This is a genomic window from Methylobacterium aquaticum (assembly GCF_001043915.1).
GTDB lineage: Bacteria > Pseudomonadota > Alphaproteobacteria > Rhizobiales > Beijerinckiaceae > Methylobacterium > Methylobacterium aquaticum.
The window spans coordinates 44,755-62,716 of sequence record NZ_LABX01000129.1; the positions used below are offsets into that span (position 1 = coordinate 44,755).

The window sequence follows — 17,962 nt, forward strand, 5'->3', positions numbered from 1 at the left end:
GACAACGCGGACCCCGCCCGGGGCCGCGAGAGCATGGTGACATGAGCAGCACGACCGCCTCCACGCAACGCTGGCGCTTCCTCGCCCCCGGACGGCGCCTGCCGGGTTCGCCGCTGGCCGTCCTCCTCCTCGCCGTCGCGGTCGCGGCCGGCGGCTGGAACTACGCCGCGGGCGCCCGCAGCCGGGCCGAGGCCGAGCGGCTGGGGCGCGTGATGGCGCTGAGCGAGCACGTGCTGTCGAGCATGAAGGATCTCGAAACCGGCCAGCGCGGCTACGTGCTGACCGGCCGCGAGGATTACCTCGAACCCTATGCGGCGGCGCTCGGTCGGATCGACGGCGAACTCGCGGCCCTCGACGCCGTCACGCCCGACCGGGCCGTGCGCGAGAGGCGCCGCGGCGTCATCGCGGCCGAGCAGGATTATGCCGCCCGCGTCGTCACGGCGCGCCGGACCGGCGGCCCGGACGCGGCCCTGGCGCTGATCCAGACCGGGGAGGGCAAGCGCGTCATGGATGCCGTGCGCGAGACGACGCGGGAGGTCCAGGACCGGGCCGCCACCGAGCTGCGCCGCCTCGCCGAGGCCGAGGCCCTGCGCTCGCCGCTCCTGTCCCTCGTCGCCCTCGCCGGCGCGCTCGCGGCGTTCGCCCTTCTGGCCCGCCTCGCCCTGATGCGCCGCCGCGAGAGCCAGCGCATGGCCGACCTTTTGGAGAGCGTTCTGGAGAACGCCCCGGTCGGCCTCGGCTTCCTCGACCGCGACCTGAATCTCCGGCACATGAACCGGGCGCTCGGCAACATGAGCGAGCGCGGCTTCGGCGCCGATCTCGGCGCGCCGATCTGGGCGCTGCTGCCCTCCTTGCGCGACGAACTCGGGCCGAAGCTCGCGGCCGCCCGCGACAGCGGGCTCGTCACCGCCAATGTCGCGGTCGCAGTGCCGGCCCCGAGCGCGCCGGGCGGCATCCGCCATTTCGAGGCGAGCTTCTTTCCTCTCCGCCGCCGCGGCAGCGGCCCCGAGAGCGAGCGGGCCGACGGCGTCGGCATCGTCATGGACGACGTGACCCTGGGCAAGCTCGCCGAGCGCCGGCTTGCCGACAGCGAGGAGCGGTTCCGCTCCCTGATCGAGGCTACCTCGGCCATCGTCTGGACCACCACGCCGGACGGCGCCTTCCGGCTGGCCACCTCGGAATGGACCCGCTTCACCGGCCAGGCTCCCGCCGAGGCCGCCGGCCAGGGTTTCCTGGCGGCGATCCACCCCGACGACCGGGAGGCGACGCGGGACGCCTGGGAGCAGGCGGTGGCGTCGCGCAGGCTCTACGCCATCGCGCACCGCTTGCGCCGCCATGACGGCGTCTGGCGCCACATGGAGGGGCGCGCGGTCCCGATCCTGGAGGAGGACGGGCGGGTGCGCGAATGGGTCGGGGCGCATGCGGACGTGACCGCCCGCAAGGAGGCCGAACTGGCGCTCGAAGCCGCCAAGGAGGCGGCCGAGGAGGCCAACCGCGCCAAGAGCCAGTTCCTCGCCAATATGAGCCACGAATTGCGCACGCCGCTCTCGGCGGTGATCGGCTATTCGGAGATGTTGCAGGAGGAGCTGGAGGATCTCGGCGAGGAGAGCCTGCTCGCCGACATGCGCAAGATCGAGGCGAATGCCCGCCACCTGCTCGGCCTCATCAACGACGTGCTCGACCTCTCGAAGATCGAGGCGGAGCGGATGGAGGTCTTCGCCGAGGAGATCGACGTCGCCGAGACCGTCCGGGAGGTTGCCACCACGGTCGACGCCCTGGTGGTGAAGAAGGGCAATCGCTTGAGCCTGACTCTCGGCGACGGCCTCGGGCGGGCGCGGACCGACGCGACGAAGCTGCGGCAATGCCTGATCAACTTGCTGAGCAACGCCGCCAAGTTCACCGAGGGCGGCAGCATCACGCTTGCCGCAAGCCGCGAGCACCGGGAGGGCGGCGACCGGTTGTCGTTCACCGTCACCGATACCGGCATCGGCATGAGCGAGGAGCAGCAGGCCCGGCTGTTCCAGCGCTTCACCCAGGCCGATGCCTCGACCACCCGCCGCTTCGGCGGCACCGGGCTTGGCCTTGCCATCACCCGCGCCTTCGCGCGGATGCTCGGCGGCGAGATCTCGGTGGCGAGCCGGCTCGGGGAGGGCACCACCTTCACCCTGGAACTGCCGGCCCTCTACCAGGAGGACAGCCCGGCCGAGCCCGCCGGCCCGATCGTGCCCGAGGCACCGGCCGGGGCCGGGCCACATCCCGAGCCTGGCTCAAACCTCGTCCTCGTCGTCGACGACGATCCGGCGACCCGCGACCTCCTCGCCCGCTTCCTGCGTCGGGACGGCTTCACGGTCGCGACCGCCGCGGATGGCCGCGCCGGCCTGGAGCAGGCGCGGCGTTTGCGTCCCCGCGTCGTCCTCCTCGACGTGACGATGCCGCGCATGGATGGCTGGGCGGTGTTGCGGGCGCTGCGCGCCGATCCCGATTTCGGCGCGACGCCCGTCATCATGGTCACGGTGCTCGACGAACAGAATCTCGCCTTCTCGCTGGGCGCCACCGACTACCTGCACAAGCCGGTCGAATGGGGGGCGCTCAAGGAGGCGATGGAGCGCTTCCGCCCCGCCATCCACGAGGGACCGGTCCTGGTGGTCGACGACGACCCGGACGTGCGCGAGCGCATGACCACCATGCTGACCCGCGAGGGCTGGCGGGTGGCGAGCGCCGAGAACGGGTTGGCCGGCCTGGAGGCGGTCGGTGTGCGCAAGCCGGGCCTGATCCTCCTCGACCTGATGATGCCGGAGCTGGACGGGTTCGGCTTCCTGCGTGCCTTGCGCGACCGGCCGGACTGGCGCGACATCCCGGTTGTCGTCCTGACCGCCAAGGACGTCACCGCCGAGGACCGCCGCCGCCTCGCCGGCCAGGCCGACCGCATCCTCCCGAAGGCGGGCCTGGGCATGGCCGACCTGGCGGCCACCCTGCGGGAATTGATGAGCCCGGGGGTGGGGTGTGAAGCGGCGGAGGCGCCGGATCGGGCGGTGGCGCCGTGAGTGGGGATCAGGGCGAGTTGTCTCGGCAGAGGATCCGAGTTGGACGGGAGAAATTTCGCCCCCCATCGTCATTCCGGGCTCTTGCTTTCGACGAGCACCGGGATGGCCCTCTGAATGTGAAACCTGATTGCCACTCGAATATTGCCGGCGGTCGGATCGCCACCTGCTCATCCTCGCCACGAGGTGCATTCCCCTCATGCTCGTCTACGGCGATGCTCGACGCCAGGCCGATCCCCGCGACGCGATCGCCCGCCTCAAGGACTCCCTCGACGCCGCCCGCTATCTCGCCCCCGGCCTTACGCGCCACGCCGCGCTGGTGGGTGCGCTGATCGGAGCGGGCGAACTGGTCCAGGGCGTGGCGGATGCGGCGTTCCGGGAGACCGGCGTCGACGCGCCGGACGGCGCGACGGCCCGGCTCACCGGGCTGCTGGTGCGGCTCGCCGGCAGCGTCTGGGCGTCGTGGCGGAGCGGCTTTGCGGCGGCAGACATTCCGGATCGCCACGCGATCGCCCTCGCCTGCGCGGGGCTGGCGCCCGATCCCCTGGAGATCCGTCTGCCCGAGGGCTTTGCCTTCTATGCCGTCTACCCGGAAGCCTATGCCTGGGCCGCCTCCGCCTCGGGGCTCGGTGCCGGCACGACGGTGATCGGCCTGCGCAGCATCGGGACGACCCTCGGCGCGATGGTGACGGCCGGAATCGGGGCGACCGATCTGGTCACCGTGCGGCCGACCGGCCACCCGTTCCGGCGCGTGCTGTGCCTGTCGGAGACGCTGCGCGACCGGCTCGGCCCGCGCCGCGATTTTGCCGTCGCCGACGAGGGACCGGGGCTGTCGGGCAGTTCCTTCGGGGCGGTGCTCGGCGTGCTGGACGAGCGGGGAGTTCCCGCTGAGCGCGTCGCGCTGTTCCCCAGCCACGGCGGCGAGCCGGGTCACGCCGCGGACGAGGCGACGCGGCGGCGTTACGGGCAGGCCCGGCGCCACATCCGCACCTTCGACGATCTCGTGCTCCGGGCGGAGCGGCCGGAGCACCGCCTGGAGACCTGGCTCGCCCCGCTCGTCGGGCCGCTGACCGCGCCGCTCGAAGAGATCTCGGGCGGAGCCTGGCGGGCCCATCATCAGGATGACCGGGCGGCCTGGCCGCCCGCCAACCCGATGCAGGAGCGCCGCAAGGTCCTGGCCCGGACTGCGAGCGGGACCTGGCTCGCCAAGTTCGTCGGCCTCGGGGCGGAGGGCGAGCGGAAGGTCGCGCGCGGCCGGGCTCTGCACAGAGCCGGCTTCACTCCCGAGGTTGCCGGATTCTGCCATGGCTTCCTGGTCGAACGCTGGATCGAGGGGGCGACGCCGCTCGACCGCACTCAGCCTGATCCCCTTCGCCTCGCCGAGCGGGTCGGCGACTATCTCGGGTTTCGCGCCACGGCCTTCGCCTGTGGGCCCGGGCGCGGGGCGTCCGTCGAGGAGATGTGGGAGATGGCGCGGCACAACGCGGCGCAGGCTCTGGGCGACCCCGCGGTGCGGGCGATCGACGGCTGGCGCACGGCTGTGCCGGGCTTTGCCACCCGGGTGCGGCCGGTCGAGACCGACAACCGCCTTCACCTGTGGGAATGGCTCGTCCTGCCGGACGGCACGATCCTGAAGACCGATGCCGTCGACCACCACGCCGCCCACGATCTCGTCGGCTGCCAGGACATCGCCTGGGACGTGGCCGGGGCCGCGATCGAGCTGGGGCTGGAGGGCGCGGCCGGGCGGCACCTGCGCGCGGTCATCGCGCACCGGACCGGTCGGGACCTGGATCCCGGCCTGGTCGCCTGGCTGGAGATCGCCTACGCGGCCTTCCAGCTCGGTGCGGCGACGATGGCCGGCGACAGTGCCGACGCCGCGGAGCGGCCAAGGCTCATGGCCGAGGCCGCGCGCTACCGCCGGCACCTCGCGGCGCGGCTCCGCGTCGCGAGCCCGGCGTGACGCCGCGCCCTACCTTCTCGGCCATGATCCTGCTTCGCCACGGCCAGAGCCAGTTCAACCTCCATTTCCATGCCACCGGCATGGATCCCGGCATCGTCGATGCGCCGCTGACGCCGCTCGGGCACCAGCAGGCGGAGGCGGCCGCCCGCGCCCTGGCGGCGCAGGGATTGCGGCGCATCCTCTGCTCGCCGCTCACCCGCGCGCTCCAGACCGCCGCCCCGGTCGCCTCCCGCCTCGATCTGCCGGTCCTGGTCACGCCGGCGGTGCGGGAGCGCCGGGGGGCGAGTTGCGACATCGGCACCTGCCGCACCGACCTCGCCCGCGCCTGGCCGCAGCTCGACCTGAGCCACATCGACGAGGTCTGGTGGCGCGAGGCCGAGGACGAGGCGGAGGAGGAGCCTGACCACCTGTTCGCGGCGCGCACCGCGTCCTTCCGGGCCGGGATGGCCGACGATCCCGATTGGGCTCAGACCCTGGTCGTGTGCCACTGGGGATTCATCATGGCGGTCACGGGATGCAGCCTCGCCAACGGCGAGTGGGTCCGCTGCCGGATGGGCGAGGACGGGCGGCTCGTGGCGGTCGCGCGGTGAACCCCGGTCAAGACGGTGGGTGGGGCGACGCGGCGGCGCCTCGCCCCGGAGCGTCGATCCGATCCCGCCCGTCAGAACGGGTCGGCGACGATCGGCCAGAGCGGACGGGCGGCCTTCGGCAGGCGTAGCCGCGCGAAGTCGGGATTGGCGCTGCCCGGCACGGCGACGTGCAGGATGCGGTCGGCCCGCGGCGCGAAGCCGGCATTGAAGTGCTGGGCCGACTTGACGAACACGGTGGCGTAGTCGGTCAGCCGCACGCCGAACTGCTCGAACACGCTCGGCTGGAAGACCTGGGTGCGCAAGGCGTTGAGCACGATGTGCAGGCCCCCGGCCTCGACCATCACGCAATCGCCCATCGGCTGCTTGCCGTTGCCGTAGGTCTGGACCGCGTCGGGCCGGATGCCCATCACCCGCACGGTGAGGTCGACGGGGTCGCCCGACATCGGCCCGGTCTTGCCGCCGATCCGCAAGGGCAGGCGAGCGCCCTCGCCGGCCTCGCGGCAGAGCCGGACCGCGACCGGATCCCAGATGCTGCCGATGGCGCAACGGGTCGCGCCGGCCGCGACCAGCGCCCGCAGCAGGAAGGTCGAATCGCTCGCCGAGCCGGCCCCGGCATTGTCGGAGACGTCGGCCAGCACCGTCACGCCCGCCGGGGGCGCGAGCGCCACCTGCACGGCCTCGTCGAGGGTCAGCAGCCGGTCCGTAGTCGCCTCCCGCATCTGCCACAGCTCGCGGGCGAGCGCGTCGGCGGTCCGTTGCGCCAGGTCGGGGTCGCCGTCGGTCACCGCCACCACCTTGGCGCCGACATCCGGGATGTCGGCCCAGGGAAAGCCGTGCGCGAGCGACAGGGACAGGATGCCGTCCCGCCCCTCCGCCGCGATCATCCGGTCGACGAAGCCACGGGTCGGTTGGTTGGGCGTGCGCCACACCGCCAGCATCCGGCAGTCGGCGACGGCGATGGTCGGCCGGGTGCGGCCGGTCCTGGCGTCCTCGCACAGGCGGAACAGGTCGCGGGCCCGGTCGTCGACGTCGATATGCGGATATTCCTTGTAGGTGAGCAGCACGTCGCAGGCGTCGACGATCCGATCGGTCAGGTGGCAATGCAGGTCGAGTTCGACGCCGATCGTCACCCCGCTCCCCACGATCTCCCGGGCCGCGGCGACCAGCTCGCCCTCGCAATCGTCCTGGCCCTCGGCGATCATCGCGCCGTGGAGATCGAACAGGACCATGTCGACCGGGCCGGCCGCCGTGAGGTCGGTCAGGATGCGGTCGCGCAGCCAGATCCAGATGTCCTGGCGCGTCGGCCCGCCGGGCGGCGCGAAGGCCGCCAGGCTCTCGACCACCTCATAGCCGCCGGCCTCGCCGAGCGCCCGCCAGACCTTGAGCGGCCCGGCAAACCAATGGTCGGAGGTGCGGGAGGCGTTCGTCTCGACGTAGAGATCCTCGAGGAACGCCGCGCGCCCGGTCGGGATCGGCGAGAAGGTGTTGGTCTCGGTGCCGAGCGCGGCGATGAAGAGCTTCACGGGCGGGTCTCCTGATGGCCGGCTGGCACGGACCGTGTCGAGCGTCGCCACTCGGGCGCCCGCGACGCCGGCTCGGCGGATGGAATGACGTCGGTTCTTCGTTTTGGCTCGTTCGCGCGACCTGTCAGCCTCCCGCCGTCACGTGCACGCCGGGTCGCTTGCCGTCGTTCCACCGGCCCCCGATCGCCCGCTCGACCTGCGCGGCGAGTTGCAGCAGCAGGCCGTCGGCGCCCTGGCGCGACTGGGCCTGGATGCCCAGCGGCAGGCCGTGCTCGTTCCAGGCCAGCGGCATGGACAGGGCCGGCAGGCCGCACAGGTTGGCGAGCGGCGTATAGGCGAAGTTGCGCCACAGGTTCTCGAACCAGTCGTGGACCGACGGGTTGTCGCTGATCGTCAGGTACTCGGTGGTGCCGACGCGCGGCGTCGGCACGGCGGTGATCGGGGTCAGGATGATGTCCCACTCCTCGAAGAAGGCGCCGAAGCCGCGCGCCGTGGTGTTGAACGCCGCCTGCATCGCCGCGCGCTCGGCGTAGCTCGTGTGGCGCCCGGCCTCCCAGATCCGGATGTTCATCGGCTCGATCAGGTCTTCGGGCGGGCGCTCGAGTCCCTTCAGGGCGATCAGCCCGTTGATGGTCTGGGCGAAGTTGGTGATGTAGCAGGTGGTCTGGGCCTGGAAGGCGGCCCGGATGTCGACCGCCGGCAGCGCCCAGTCGACGTGATGGCCGAGCCCTTCGAGGACGCGGCCGATCCGCTCCAGCTCGGCGACGTGGTGGGGCACGGCGCGGTAATCGCCCCATTCGTGCGACAGCGCGATGCGCAAGCGGCCGGGATCCCGCGCGATCAGGGTGGCATAGGGCTCGGGCGCGGTCCAGTAGGGCATGAACTCGCCCGGTGCGCCGCCGCGGCACTGATCGACGAAGGTCGCGGTGTCGCGCACGCTGCGCGACTGGCACCCCTGGATCGACACGACGCTGGTGAGATCCGAGCCGTAGGGCGCGATCGAGAACACGCCGCGGGAGGGCTTGAGCCCGAGATTGCCGTTGACGCCGGCCGGGATGCGGATCGAGCCGCCGCCATCGGTGGAATGCGCCATCGGCACCACGCCGGCGGCCACCGCCGCCGCCGCGCCGGCCGAGGAGCCGCAGGTGGTGTAGTCGAGGTTCCAGGGGTTGCGGGTGACGTAGACCGCCGGGTTCTCGGCCGAGCTGCACACGCCGAATTCCGGCGTGGTGGTGCGGCCGACGAGGTTGAGCCCGGCCTTCCGCATCCGCCCGGTCAGGTAGCTGTCGCTCGCGGCGCGATGGCCCCGCATCAGCCGCGAGCCCATCTCCTGCAAGCGGCCCTTCAGGGTCGGGCCGAGATCCTTCATCAGGAACGGCACGCCCGCGAAGGCGCCATCCAGATCGGTCCCGTCCGTCGCCGGGTCGGCGATGCAATCGTCGAACAGCTCGATCACGGCGCTCGTCGCCGGGTTCGTCAGCGCCACCCCGGCCGCCGCCTGGGCGGCGAGTTCGGCCGCCGTCACCTCGCCGGCGCGCACCCGCGCGGCGAGCGCGCAGGCATCGTGCTGCGCCCATTCCTCCCACGTCATGGCGAGGGTCATTGTCTCGATCCTGTTATCGTTTCAGTTTTCGTTTCACGACGAGGCCCGTGCCCCTTCCCACAAGGGGAGGGGCTTCATCGTCGTTCGTCCGCATCAGGCGGAGGCCGCTTCCCGAAAGCGCTCCGCGCCGCGCCCGAAATCCCGCCCCGGCGCCGCCTCGATCAGGGCCCGGGTATAGGGGGCCGCCGGCCGGGCGAAGATCTCCGCCGTCGGGCCTTCCTCGATGATCCGGCCGCGCTGCATCACGATCAGCCGGTCGCAGATCTGGGCCGCCACCCGCAGGTCGTGGGTGATGAACAGGATCGCGAGGTCGAAGCGCCTCTGCACGTCGTCGAGGAGGGCGAGAACCTGCTTCTGCACCGAGACGTCGAGGGCCGAGACCGCCTCGTCGGCGATCAGGATCTCGGGCTCCATGGCCAGCGCCCGGGCGAGCGCGATGCGCTGGCGCTGGCCGCCGGAGAATTGGTGCGGGAAGCGGGCGAGCGCCGCGGGATCGAGGCCGACGAGGCGCATCAGCTCCCCGGCCCGGGCCATCGCGGCGGAGGGGCTCGTGCCGAAATTCACCGGCCCCTCGATGATCGAGGCGCCGACCGACCGGCGCGGGTTGAGGGAGCGGAACGGGTCCTGGAACACGACCTGGATCTTCTGCCGCAGGGGCCGGAGCCGGCGTTCGGGCAGGCGGGCGATGTCCTGGTCACCCACCATGATCTGTCCCTCGCTCGGGGCGATCAGCCGGGCGATGCAGCGGGCGACGGTGGACTTGCCCGAGCCCGATTCGCCGACGATGCCGACCGTCTCGCCGCGACGGATGCGCAACGCCACGTCGGCGGCGGCCTGAACCACCCGCTCCTTCTTGAACAGGCTGCGGCTGCGATAGGTCTTGCCCAGGCCCGCGGTCTCCAGCGCCAGGGCGCCGGTCACCGGGGTGCGCCGGGCCGGACTCATGGTCGGCACCGCCGCGATCAGCATCTTCGTATAGGGGTGCTGCGGAGCGTCGAGGACCTGCATCGCCGGCCCCTGCTCGACGATGCGGCCGCTCTGCATCACCACCACCCGGTCGGCGATCTCGGCCACCACGCCGAAATCGTGGGTGATGAACAGGACGCCGGTGCTGCGGCGCTCCTGCATCTCGCGGATCAGCCGCAGGATCTGGGCCTGGGTGGTGACGTCGAGGGCCGTCGTCGGTTCGTCGGCGATGAGCAGGGCGGGATCGAGGATCAGGGCGGCGGCGATCATCACCCGCTGCCGCTGGCCGCCGGAGAGCTGGTGCGGATAGGAGGCGTGCATCCGCTCCGGATCGGGCAGGTGCATCGCCTCCAGCATCGCCAGGACCTTGGCGCGGCGCTCCTTCGGCCCGAGATCGGTGTGGATCCGCAGCACCTCCTCGATCTGGTCGCCGACGGTCAGCACCGGGTTCAAAGCCGTCATCGGCTCCTGGAAGATCATCGCCATGCGGTCGCCGCGCAGGGCCCGCAGGCGCTGCGGGCTCGCCGTCAGCACGTCCTCGCCCAGCAGCCGGATCGCCCCGGCGACGGGCTTGAGCACCCGGGCGAGCAGCCCCATCACCGAGAAGGCGGTGACCGACTTGCCGGAGCCCGATTCGCCGACGACGCAGACGATCTCGCCGGGGGCGACCGTGAAGGAGACGCCGTCGACGGCGCGGAGCCGGTCGCCGCCGCCCGGCAGCGCGATGGCGAGGTTCTCGACCTCGAGGACGGGAGCGGGGACGGTGCTCATCGGCAAGGTCATCGGCAAGGTCACCGGCCTGTCATCTTCGGATCGAGGGTGTCGCGCAGGCCGTCGCCCAGCATGTTCACGGCGAGCACCGTCAGGCCGAGAAAGATCCCGGGATACAGGATGTTGTGCGGGTAGACCCGGAACAGGTTGCGGCCCTCCGCCATGATGTTGCCCCAGCTCGGCGTCTCCGGCGGGATGCCGATGCCGAGGAACGAGAGCACCGCCTCGACCAGGATCGCCGAGGCGGCGATGAAGGTGCCCTGCACGATCAGCGGCGCGACGGTATTGGGCAGGATGTGGCGCGCCATCAGCAGCGGCAGGCGGGTGCCCGCCATGATCGCGGCCTCGACATAGGGCTCCTCCCGCACCGAGAGCACGATGGAGCGCACCAGCCGCACCACCCGGGGAATCTCCGGGACCACGATCGCCGCGATGACGGCAGGCAGCCCGGCCCGGAACAGCGACACCACCGCGATGGCGAGCAGGATGCCGGGGATCGCCATCAGCCCGTCCATCAGCCGCATGATCGGCCCGTCGAGGGGGCGGATATACCCGGCGACCAGCCCGAGCAGCAGGCCGATCGCCAGCGCCAGGACCGCCACCGTGACGGCGATCACCAGCGACACCCGGGCGCCGTAGAGGACCCGGCTGTAGACGTCGCGCCCCAGGCTGTCGGTGCCCATCCGGTGGCGGTAGGTGGTGGTGCCTCCATCATCGTTCCGAATCGTGCGCTCGAAGCCCGGCGGGCGGTTGCGGGTCGCCGGGTTGATCGCGGTCGGATCGATCGTGCCGAGGAACGGGGCGAGGAGCCCGACCAGTGCCATCAGCAGCAGGAATCCGGCGCCGATCGCCACGACGGGGTTGCGCAGCAGGCGCGCGGCCAGGGTCTTGGGCGGCGGCAGGGTCGCGATGGCGGGCGCCAGCAGGGTCGGCTCGGCACTCATGGGTCGGACCTCAATGGCGGATCCTCGGGTCGAACAGGCTGTAGCTCAGGTCGATCAGGAGGTTGATGAGGACGTAGACGCCCGAGAACAGCAGGATCAGCGCCTGGATCGTCGGGTAGTCGCGGGCCAGCACCGCATCGACGGTGAGGCGGCCGAGGCCGGGAATCGCGAACACGCTCTCGGTCACCACCACCCCGCCGATCAGGAGCGCGATGCCGATGCCGACCACGGTGACGATCGGCACCGCGGCGTTCTTGAGGGCGTGGCGGAAGAGGATTTTTCGCTCGACCTGGCCCTTGGCCCGGGCGGTGCGGATATAGTCCTCGTTCAGCACCTCCAGCACGCTCGCCCGGGTCATCCGGGCGATCAGCGCGATGTAGACGACCGACAGGGTGACCGAGGGCAGGACCAGCCGGTGCAGGTAGCCGCCGAGACCGCCGGAGAGCGGCTGGTAGCCCTGGACCGGGAACCAGCCGAGCGTGATCGAAAACACGTAGATCATCCCGTAGCCGATCACGAAGACCGGCACCGAGAAGCCCAGCACCGACACGCCCATCACGATCCGGTCGAGCCAGGAGCCGTGGCGGTAGGCCGCCACGACTCCCAGCGGGATCGCCACGCAGACCGCGATCAGCATCGTGGCGGCGGCGAGGGACAGGGTCGGCTCGATCCGCCCGAGGATCAGCTCGCCGATGCTCTTCTTGAAGAAGAACGACTCGCCGAGATTGCCCTTCAGCAGGTTGCCGATCCAGATCAGGAACTGGACCAGCAGGGGCTGGTCGAGGCCGAGCTGCTGGCGCACCTGCGCGATCTGCTCGCTCGAGGCGTTGTCCCCGGCGATCACCGCCGCCGGATCGCCGGGGGTGAGCCGCAGCATCAGGAAGACCAGCACCGCGACGATCGCCAGGACCGGGATGGCGGCGAGCAACCGCCGCAGGACGTAGCCGAGCATGGCGTGAGGCTTACTTCTTCTTCTCGACGTTCCAGAACACCGGTGCCGGTGCGGTCAGGATGCCGGTGATGGTCTTGCGGGCCGCGATCGGGATGTAATACTGGCCGAGCGGGATGTAGGGCACGACCTCGCGCCAGCGCATCTGCACCGCTTCGGCGATCGCCTTCTGCTTCACCGGATCGACCTCGCGGGCGAAATCGTCGCGCAACTTCTCCATCTCGGCATCGCAGGGCCAGCCGAACGGGGCCTTGTCGCAGCTCATGTTCATGAAGCTCGACATCACCGGGTTCAGGATGTCGGCCGAGACCCAGGACGTGTTCATCAGGTTCCAGCCGCCCTTGTCGACCGGATCCTTGCGCACCCGGCGCGACACCACGGTCTGCCAGTCGGAGGATTGCATATCGACCTTGAAGCCGCCTTTCTCGAGAAGCTGCTTGGCGACGGGACCGAGATTGGTCAGGGTCTGGAGATCGGTCGATTGCAGCAGGACGATCGGCGTGCCGTCATAGCCCGCATCCTTCAGCAATTGCTTCGACTTGGCGGCGTTCGATTCCAGCAGCCCGTCCATCCCCTTGTCGGTGGCGAGCGGCGAGCCGCAGACGAACAGGGCCTTGCACGGCTTGTAATAGTCGGGATCGCCCACCACCGCCTGGAGAAAGTCGGTCTGGTTGAGGGCGTAGGTCAGGGCCTGGCGCACCTTCGGGTTGTCGAAAGGCTTGATCAGGTGGTTCGGCCGCATCGCGTATTGCAGGCCGAGGGGATTGTAGTCGACGAGCTTCACCCCGTCGTCGCCCTTGAGCAGCGGGATGAGGTCGTAGGCCGGCTGCTCGATCACGTCGATCTCGCCGGCGAGGAGCGCGTTCACCGCCTGCTGCTGGTCCGAGATCGCCAGCCACTCGACCCGGTCGAGCTTGACCACCTTGCCGCCGGCCAGCCCCGAGGCCGGCTCGGAGCGCGGCTTGTAGTCCTTGAACTTGGTGTAGACGATCTTGTCGCCGGGCTTCCACTCGTCGGTCTTCATCACGAACGGGCCGGAGCCGGTGAAGTCCGAGATCTGCTGGTTCGGGTCGGTGTCGGCGACCCGCTTCGGCATCATGAACGGCACGTTCGAGGACGGCTTGGCGAGGCCGAACAGCAGCAGGCCGGTCGGCGACTTGAGCGTGACGGTGAAGCTCTTGGCGCCGTTGGTGCTCATCCCCTCGACGAAGCTCATCAGCTTCTGGCCGAGGGAATCCCGGGCGGACCAGCGCTTGATCGAGGCGACGCAATCCTCCGCCGTCACCGGCTTGCCGTCATGCCATGTCAGGCCGTCGCGCAAGGTGAACGTGTAGGTCAGGTTGTCGGGCGACACAGTGTAGGTGTCGACCATCTGCGGCTTGATCTCGCCCTTCGCGTCGAGCGCAAACAGCGTGTCGTAGATCATGTAGCCGTGGTTGCGGACGATGTAGGCGGTGGTCCAGATCGGATCGACGATCTTGACGTCCGAATGCATCACCGCCTTGAGCGTCTGCGCCGGTGCGAGTCCGGGGGCGAGCAGGGCCGCCGTTGCCACGACGAGGCCGAGTACGGACCGACGAAACGCCATCAAGCTGTCTCCTCGCAGTCGCGCCATTGCTGCGCGCTGCCATCGGGGGCGGGGCACGATGCCCGCGGGGCGGGGTATGCAATCGACAGACCAGATCCCGGCCAAGGGCCAGCACCGGTCGGGTGCGCCGAAGAATTCGGCTCACGTCAAGTTTCGGGACAGCAGAGGCGGTGCCGCGCAGGTCTTCACGTCACCATGCCGCTGCGGACCGACGCAGGATGCGGGAGGGCAGCCAAGCTGACTACGACGAAATCGTGTGAGGCGTGAACCGCTTTTCGTGGCACTCCCGGGCAGGGTGCCACGGGAGGGCCGGCGCGTCCAGGTTTAGACCGGGCGTGCCGCGGAGGGCCTGAGCAGATTTCGCCGAAGTGGTCACCGGTTCGGCGATAAAAATCTGCGACGAAACAAGAGCCTAAGCGGGCGAAGCGTTGGCCTGACAACGCGAGCCCGCTTAGGGGCCGAGGGGCGCGCCCGTGCTCCTGGGCGATGCAGGACGTCGAACGTCTGCGCCGGTGGTGGCTTGGGGACGGGGCCGGGAGTGCCAGGGACCCGCGGAAGTCGCGGGGAGACTGTTCGGCCCATGCCTCCCATCTCGTCGGCATCGTCGTCGATCCAGCCCACGACCTCACGACGAGGTCGTGGGCGGGCAAGCAGGCAGATCAAGGGTGGCGCGCGAGGCGTGCGCCAGGAGGGAGCCCGGCGGCGCGTCCCGCGAGGCCCCGTCCGTCGATCAGGCCGAGACCAGCGGTGTGCCGGCTTCCGCCGTGCTGTCGGCCCCGACCGTCAGAGTCTCCTGTCCCTGCGCCTCGACCACGGCGGCGGCCGTGATGTTGACGATGCCGCGGGCCGTCACCGACGGGGTCAGGATATGGGCGGGCTTGGCCGGGCCGAGCAGCAGCGGGCCGACCGGCAGCGCGTCGGCCAGCATCTTCGAGAACTGGAACGCGATGTTGGCCGCGTCCAGGTTCGGCATGATCAGGACATTGGCCTCGCCCTTGAGGCGCGAGCCGGGCAGCACCTTGTCGCGGATCGCCTGCGACAGGGCGGTGTCGGCGGCCATCTCGCCATCGACTTCGAGGTCGGGGGCACGCTCGCGCAGGAGATGCAGGGCCTGGCGCATCTTGCGGGCCGAGGCGGTGTCGAACGAGCCGAAATCGGCGTGGCTGACCAGCGCGATCTTCGGCGACAGGCCGAAGCGGCGGGCGGTGTCGCCGCAGGCGATGGCGACGTCGGCGATCTCCTCGGCGCTCGGATCGGGCCGGACATGGGTGTCGGCCAGGAAGTAGGCGCCCTTCGAGGTGACGATGAGGCTGAGCGCCGCAAAGTCCCGGGCGTTCGGCGCGAGCCCGATGATGTCGCGGATCACCTTGAGCTTGGTCTCGAAGCGGCCTTCGAGGCCGCAGATCAGCGCGTCGGCCTCGCCGCGGCGGACGGCCAGCGCGCCGATCACCGCGTTGTTGGTCCGCACCAGCGTGCGGGCGGCGTCCGGCGTGATGCCGCGGCGCCCGGCGAGATCGATATAGGTCTGGACGTAGGTGCGGTAGCGCGGATCGTCGTCGGGGTTGATCAGCTCGAAGTCGCGGCCCGGCTGGATCGCCAGGCCGAAGCGCTTCAGCCGGGTCTCGATCACGCTCGGGCGGCCGACCAGGATGGGCTTCGCCAGCCCCTCCTCGACGATCGCCTGCACGGCGCGCAGCACCCGCTCGTCCTCGCCCTCGGCGTAGATGACCCGGCGCGGATCTTCCTTGGCCTTGGTGAAGACCGGCTTCATGATGAAGCCGGAGCGGTGCACGAACCGGTCGAGGGATTCGGCATAGGCGTGCACGTCCGGCAGCGGCCGCTTGGCGACGCCGGACTCCATCGCGGCTTGCGCGACGGCGGGAGCGATGCGCAGGATCAGGCGCGGGTCGAACGGACTCGGGATCAGCGAGTGGGGGCCGAAGGGCCGCGCCTCGCCGCCATAGGCGCGCGCCACCACGTCGGACGGGGTCTCGCGGGCGAGCCCGGCGATCGCCTTCACGGCCGCCGCCTTCATCGCCTCGTTGATCGTGGTCGCCCCGACATCGAGCGCACCCCGGAAGATGTAGGGGAAGCACAGGACGTTGTTGACCTGGTTGGGGAAGTCCGACCGCCCGGTGCAGATCATCGCGTCCGGCCGCTTCTCCTCGGCGACGTTCGGCATGATCTCCGGATAGGGGTTGGCGAGCGCCATGATCAGCGGCTTCTCGGCCATCCGCTCGAGCATCTCGGGCTTGAGCACGCCGCCGGCCGAGAGGCCGAGGAACACGTCGGCGCCCGGGATCACCTCCGCGAGGGTACGGGCCTGGGTCTCCTGGGCATAGACCGACTTCCAGCGGTCCATGAGCGTCTCACGGCCCCGGTAGACCACGCCCTCGATGTCGGTGACGAAGATGTTTTCGCGGCGCGCGCCGAGCGAGACGAGCTGGTTGAGGCAGGCGAGCGCCGCCGCACCCGCGCCCGAGGTCACGATCTTGACGTCGGAGATCTGCTTGCCGGCGAATTCGAGCCCGTTGAGGACGGCGGCGGCGACGATGATCGCGGTGCCGTGCTGGTCGTCGTGGAACACCGGGATGTTCATCCGGGCCCGGCAGCGCTCCTCGACCTCGAAGCACTCGGGCGCCTTGATGTCCTCGAGGTTGATGCCGCCGAAGGTCGGCTCCAGCGCCGCCACCACGTCGACGAGCTTGTCGACGTTCTTCTCGTTCAGTTCGATGTCGAAGACGTCGATGCCGGCGAATTTCTTGAACAGGACCGCCTTGCCCTCCATCACGGGCTTGGAGGCGAGCGGGCCGATATCGCCGAGGCCGAGCACCGCGGTGCCGTTCGAGACCACCGCGACGAGGTTCTGGCGCGCGGTGAGGGTCGCGGCCTCCTCCGGATCGGCGGCGATCGCCTCGCAGGCGGCAGCGACCCCGGGAGAATAGGCCAAGGCCAGGTCGCGCTGGTTCCCCAGCGGCTTCGTCGGCTGGATCTCCAGCTTCCCGGGCCTCGGATTGCGGTGATAGAACAGTGCGCCGCTCTTCAGATCGTCCGAAATGTTGCTGCTCACCGCGCTGTCTCCCCGGATCGCCCGAAAGGTCGGGCTTGCCAGCCTGCCCGCGGCTCGTCGCGGAGCCTGCGGGTGAGGGGTTTCCTGCACCGCCTGCGACAGGGGCGCAACCCTCACAACGAGACCCGCCTGCACCTTGCCAAGCTCGCTTCCCGCCACGGCTTCCGGATCGGCCCCTACTCCTACGGCAGGCCGAAGGTCCGCTTCCCCGAATCCGGCGCCCGGCTGTCGATCGGCCCCTATTGCTCGATCGCCGACAAGGTCGAGATTCTGCTCGGCGGCAACCACCGCACCGACTGGGTCTCGACCTATCCCTTCGCGGCGATGCGGGGCCTGTGGCCGGACCTCGATGCGCCCGACGATTACCACGCCTCCCGGGGCGACGTGGCGATCGGCGCCGATGTCTGGCTCGGTTCCGGCTGCCTGATCCTGTCGGGCGTCACGGTCGGCCCCGGCGCCGTGGTGGCGGCCCGCGCCGTCGTCACCCGGGATGTGCCTGCTTACGCCATCGTCGCCGGCAACCCGGCCCGGGTGATCCGGTCCCGCTTCCCGCCGGAGACCGTGGCGGCTCTCGTCGCGACCGCCTGGTGGGACCAGCCGCCGGAGCGGGTGCGGGCCCTGGTGCCGCTCCTCCAGAGCGGCGACGCCGAGGCGCTGGTGCGGGTTCTGAGGGGAGGGGACGGGCTCGGCCCGTGACCTCGTCTCCCAGGGCGATCTCGGGCTTGCCCGAGACGACACAAGATCGGGCGGGGATCCCCGCGCCGGGCGATCCCGTGCCGTCGGCGTGCCTGAGGACGGTCCCGGCGCCAGCCTCACCCCGTCTTGCGCAGGGAGTGGGACGGCAGCGGCGCCTCGGCCGGGATCCGGTCCTGGGCCACGATCACCTCCGGCACTCCGGCCGCCTCGGCGGTGTCGAACAGGCCGACGAGGCGCGGGTCGTCGGCCTCGGCGTTCGAG

At 70.7% G+C, this 17,962-nt stretch carries 11 protein-coding genes; 4 read left to right on the forward strand and 7 right to left on the reverse strand.

Going from position 1 to position 17,962, the window contains the following annotated elements:
* The first annotated feature begins 41 nt into the window (after positions 1-41).
* The 3 genes from VP06_RS16900 to VP06_RS16910 all read left to right on the forward strand — a co-directional run bounded on the left by VP06_RS16900 (position 42) and on the right by VP06_RS16910 (position 5,591).
* Positions 42-3,044 (forward strand): response regulator, encoded by a 3,003-nt coding sequence (locus VP06_RS16900; protein ID WP_048464942.1) that lies wholly within the window; start codon positions 42-44, stop codon positions 3,042-3,044.
* Positions 3,045-3,240: 196 nt separating this feature from the next.
* Positions 3,241-5,001 (forward strand): protein kinase family protein, encoded by a 1,761-nt coding sequence (locus VP06_RS16905; protein ID WP_048464943.1) that lies wholly within the window; start codon positions 3,241-3,243, stop codon positions 4,999-5,001.
* A complete protein-coding gene (locus VP06_RS16910; protein WP_245291211.1) occupies positions 4,998-5,591 on the forward strand; it encodes a histidine phosphatase family protein in 594 nt (197 codons plus the stop codon). The genes VP06_RS16905 and VP06_RS16910 overlap by 4 nt, the downstream gene beginning before the upstream one ends.
* Positions 5,592-5,662: 71 nt before the next feature.
* Here the strand turns inward: VP06_RS16910 and VP06_RS16915 are convergent, their stop codons facing one another.
* The 7 genes from VP06_RS16915 to VP06_RS16945 form a co-directional block, all read right to left on the reverse strand.
* Positions 5,663-7,114, reverse strand: coding sequence for a M81 family metallopeptidase (locus tag VP06_RS16915; protein WP_048464945.1), 1,452 nt, complete (start codon positions 7,112-7,114; stop codon positions 5,663-5,665).
* Between the two features lie 124 nt (positions 7,115-7,238).
* Entirely contained in the window at positions 7,239-8,717 is a 1,479-nt protein-coding gene (locus VP06_RS16920) for an amidase (RefSeq protein ID WP_048464946.1), read from the reverse strand.
* Between the two features lie 93 nt (positions 8,718-8,810).
* Positions 8,811-10,454 (reverse strand): ABC transporter ATP-binding protein, encoded by a 1,644-nt coding sequence (locus VP06_RS16925; RefSeq protein ID WP_197093222.1) that lies wholly within the window; start codon positions 10,452-10,454, stop codon positions 8,811-8,813.
* A gap of 20 nt (positions 10,455-10,474) precedes the next feature.
* A complete protein-coding gene (locus VP06_RS16930; protein WP_048464947.1) occupies positions 10,475-11,398 on the reverse strand; it encodes an ABC transporter permease in 924 nt (307 codons plus the stop codon).
* Between the two features lie 10 nt (positions 11,399-11,408).
* Positions 11,409-12,350: an ABC transporter permease gene (locus VP06_RS16935; protein WP_048464948.1), complete on the reverse strand. Its 942-nt coding sequence runs from the start codon at positions 12,348-12,350 to the stop codon at positions 11,409-11,411.
* Positions 12,351-12,360: 10 nt separating this feature from the next.
* Positions 12,361-13,935 carry an ABC transporter substrate-binding protein gene (locus tag VP06_RS16940; RefSeq protein ID WP_048464949.1) on the reverse strand — a complete coding sequence of 525 codons (1,575 nt, stop codon included), beginning with the start codon at positions 13,933-13,935 and terminating at the stop codon, positions 12,361-12,363.
* 730 nt (positions 13,936-14,665) lie between these two features.
* A complete protein-coding gene (locus tag VP06_RS16945; protein ID WP_048464950.1) occupies positions 14,666-17,005 on the reverse strand; it encodes an NADP-dependent malic enzyme in 2,340 nt (779 codons plus the stop codon).
* Between the two features lie 84 nt (positions 17,006-17,089).
* Between VP06_RS16945 and VP06_RS16950 the strand changes: the two genes are divergently transcribed.
* A complete protein-coding gene (locus tag VP06_RS16950) occupies positions 17,090-17,701 on the forward strand; it encodes a CatB-related O-acetyltransferase (RefSeq protein ID WP_048464962.1) in 612 nt (203 codons plus the stop codon).
* Positions 17,702-17,962: the final 261 nt, after the last annotated feature.

What these genes read in the sequence shown, in the direction of transcription:
- VP06_RS16900 (WP_048464942.1), top strand. Translation starts at nt 42, where the DNA reads ATGAGCAGCACGACCGCCTCCACGCAACGCTGGCGCTTCCTCGCCCCC.
- VP06_RS16905 (WP_048464943.1), top strand. Translation starts at nt 3,241, where the DNA reads ATGCTCGTCTACGGCGATGCTCGACGCCAGGCCGATCCCCGCGACGCG.
- VP06_RS16920 (WP_048464946.1), bottom strand. Translation starts at nt 8,717, where the DNA reads ATGACCCTCGCCATGACGTGGGAGGAATGGGCGCAGCACGATGCCTGC.
- VP06_RS16925 (WP_197093222.1), bottom strand. Translation starts at nt 10,454, where the DNA reads ATGAGCACCGTCCCCGCTCCCGTCCTCGAGGTCGAGAACCTCGCCATC.
- VP06_RS16930 (WP_048464947.1), bottom strand. Translation starts at nt 11,398, where the DNA reads ATGAGTGCCGAGCCGACCCTGCTGGCGCCCGCCATCGCGACCCTGCCG.
- VP06_RS16935 (WP_048464948.1), bottom strand. Translation starts at nt 12,350, where the DNA reads ATGCTCGGCTACGTCCTGCGGCGGTTGCTCGCCGCCATCCCGGTCCTG.
- VP06_RS16940 (WP_048464949.1), bottom strand. Translation starts at nt 13,935, where the DNA reads ATGGCGTTTCGTCGGTCCGTACTCGGCCTCGTCGTGGCAACGGCGGCC.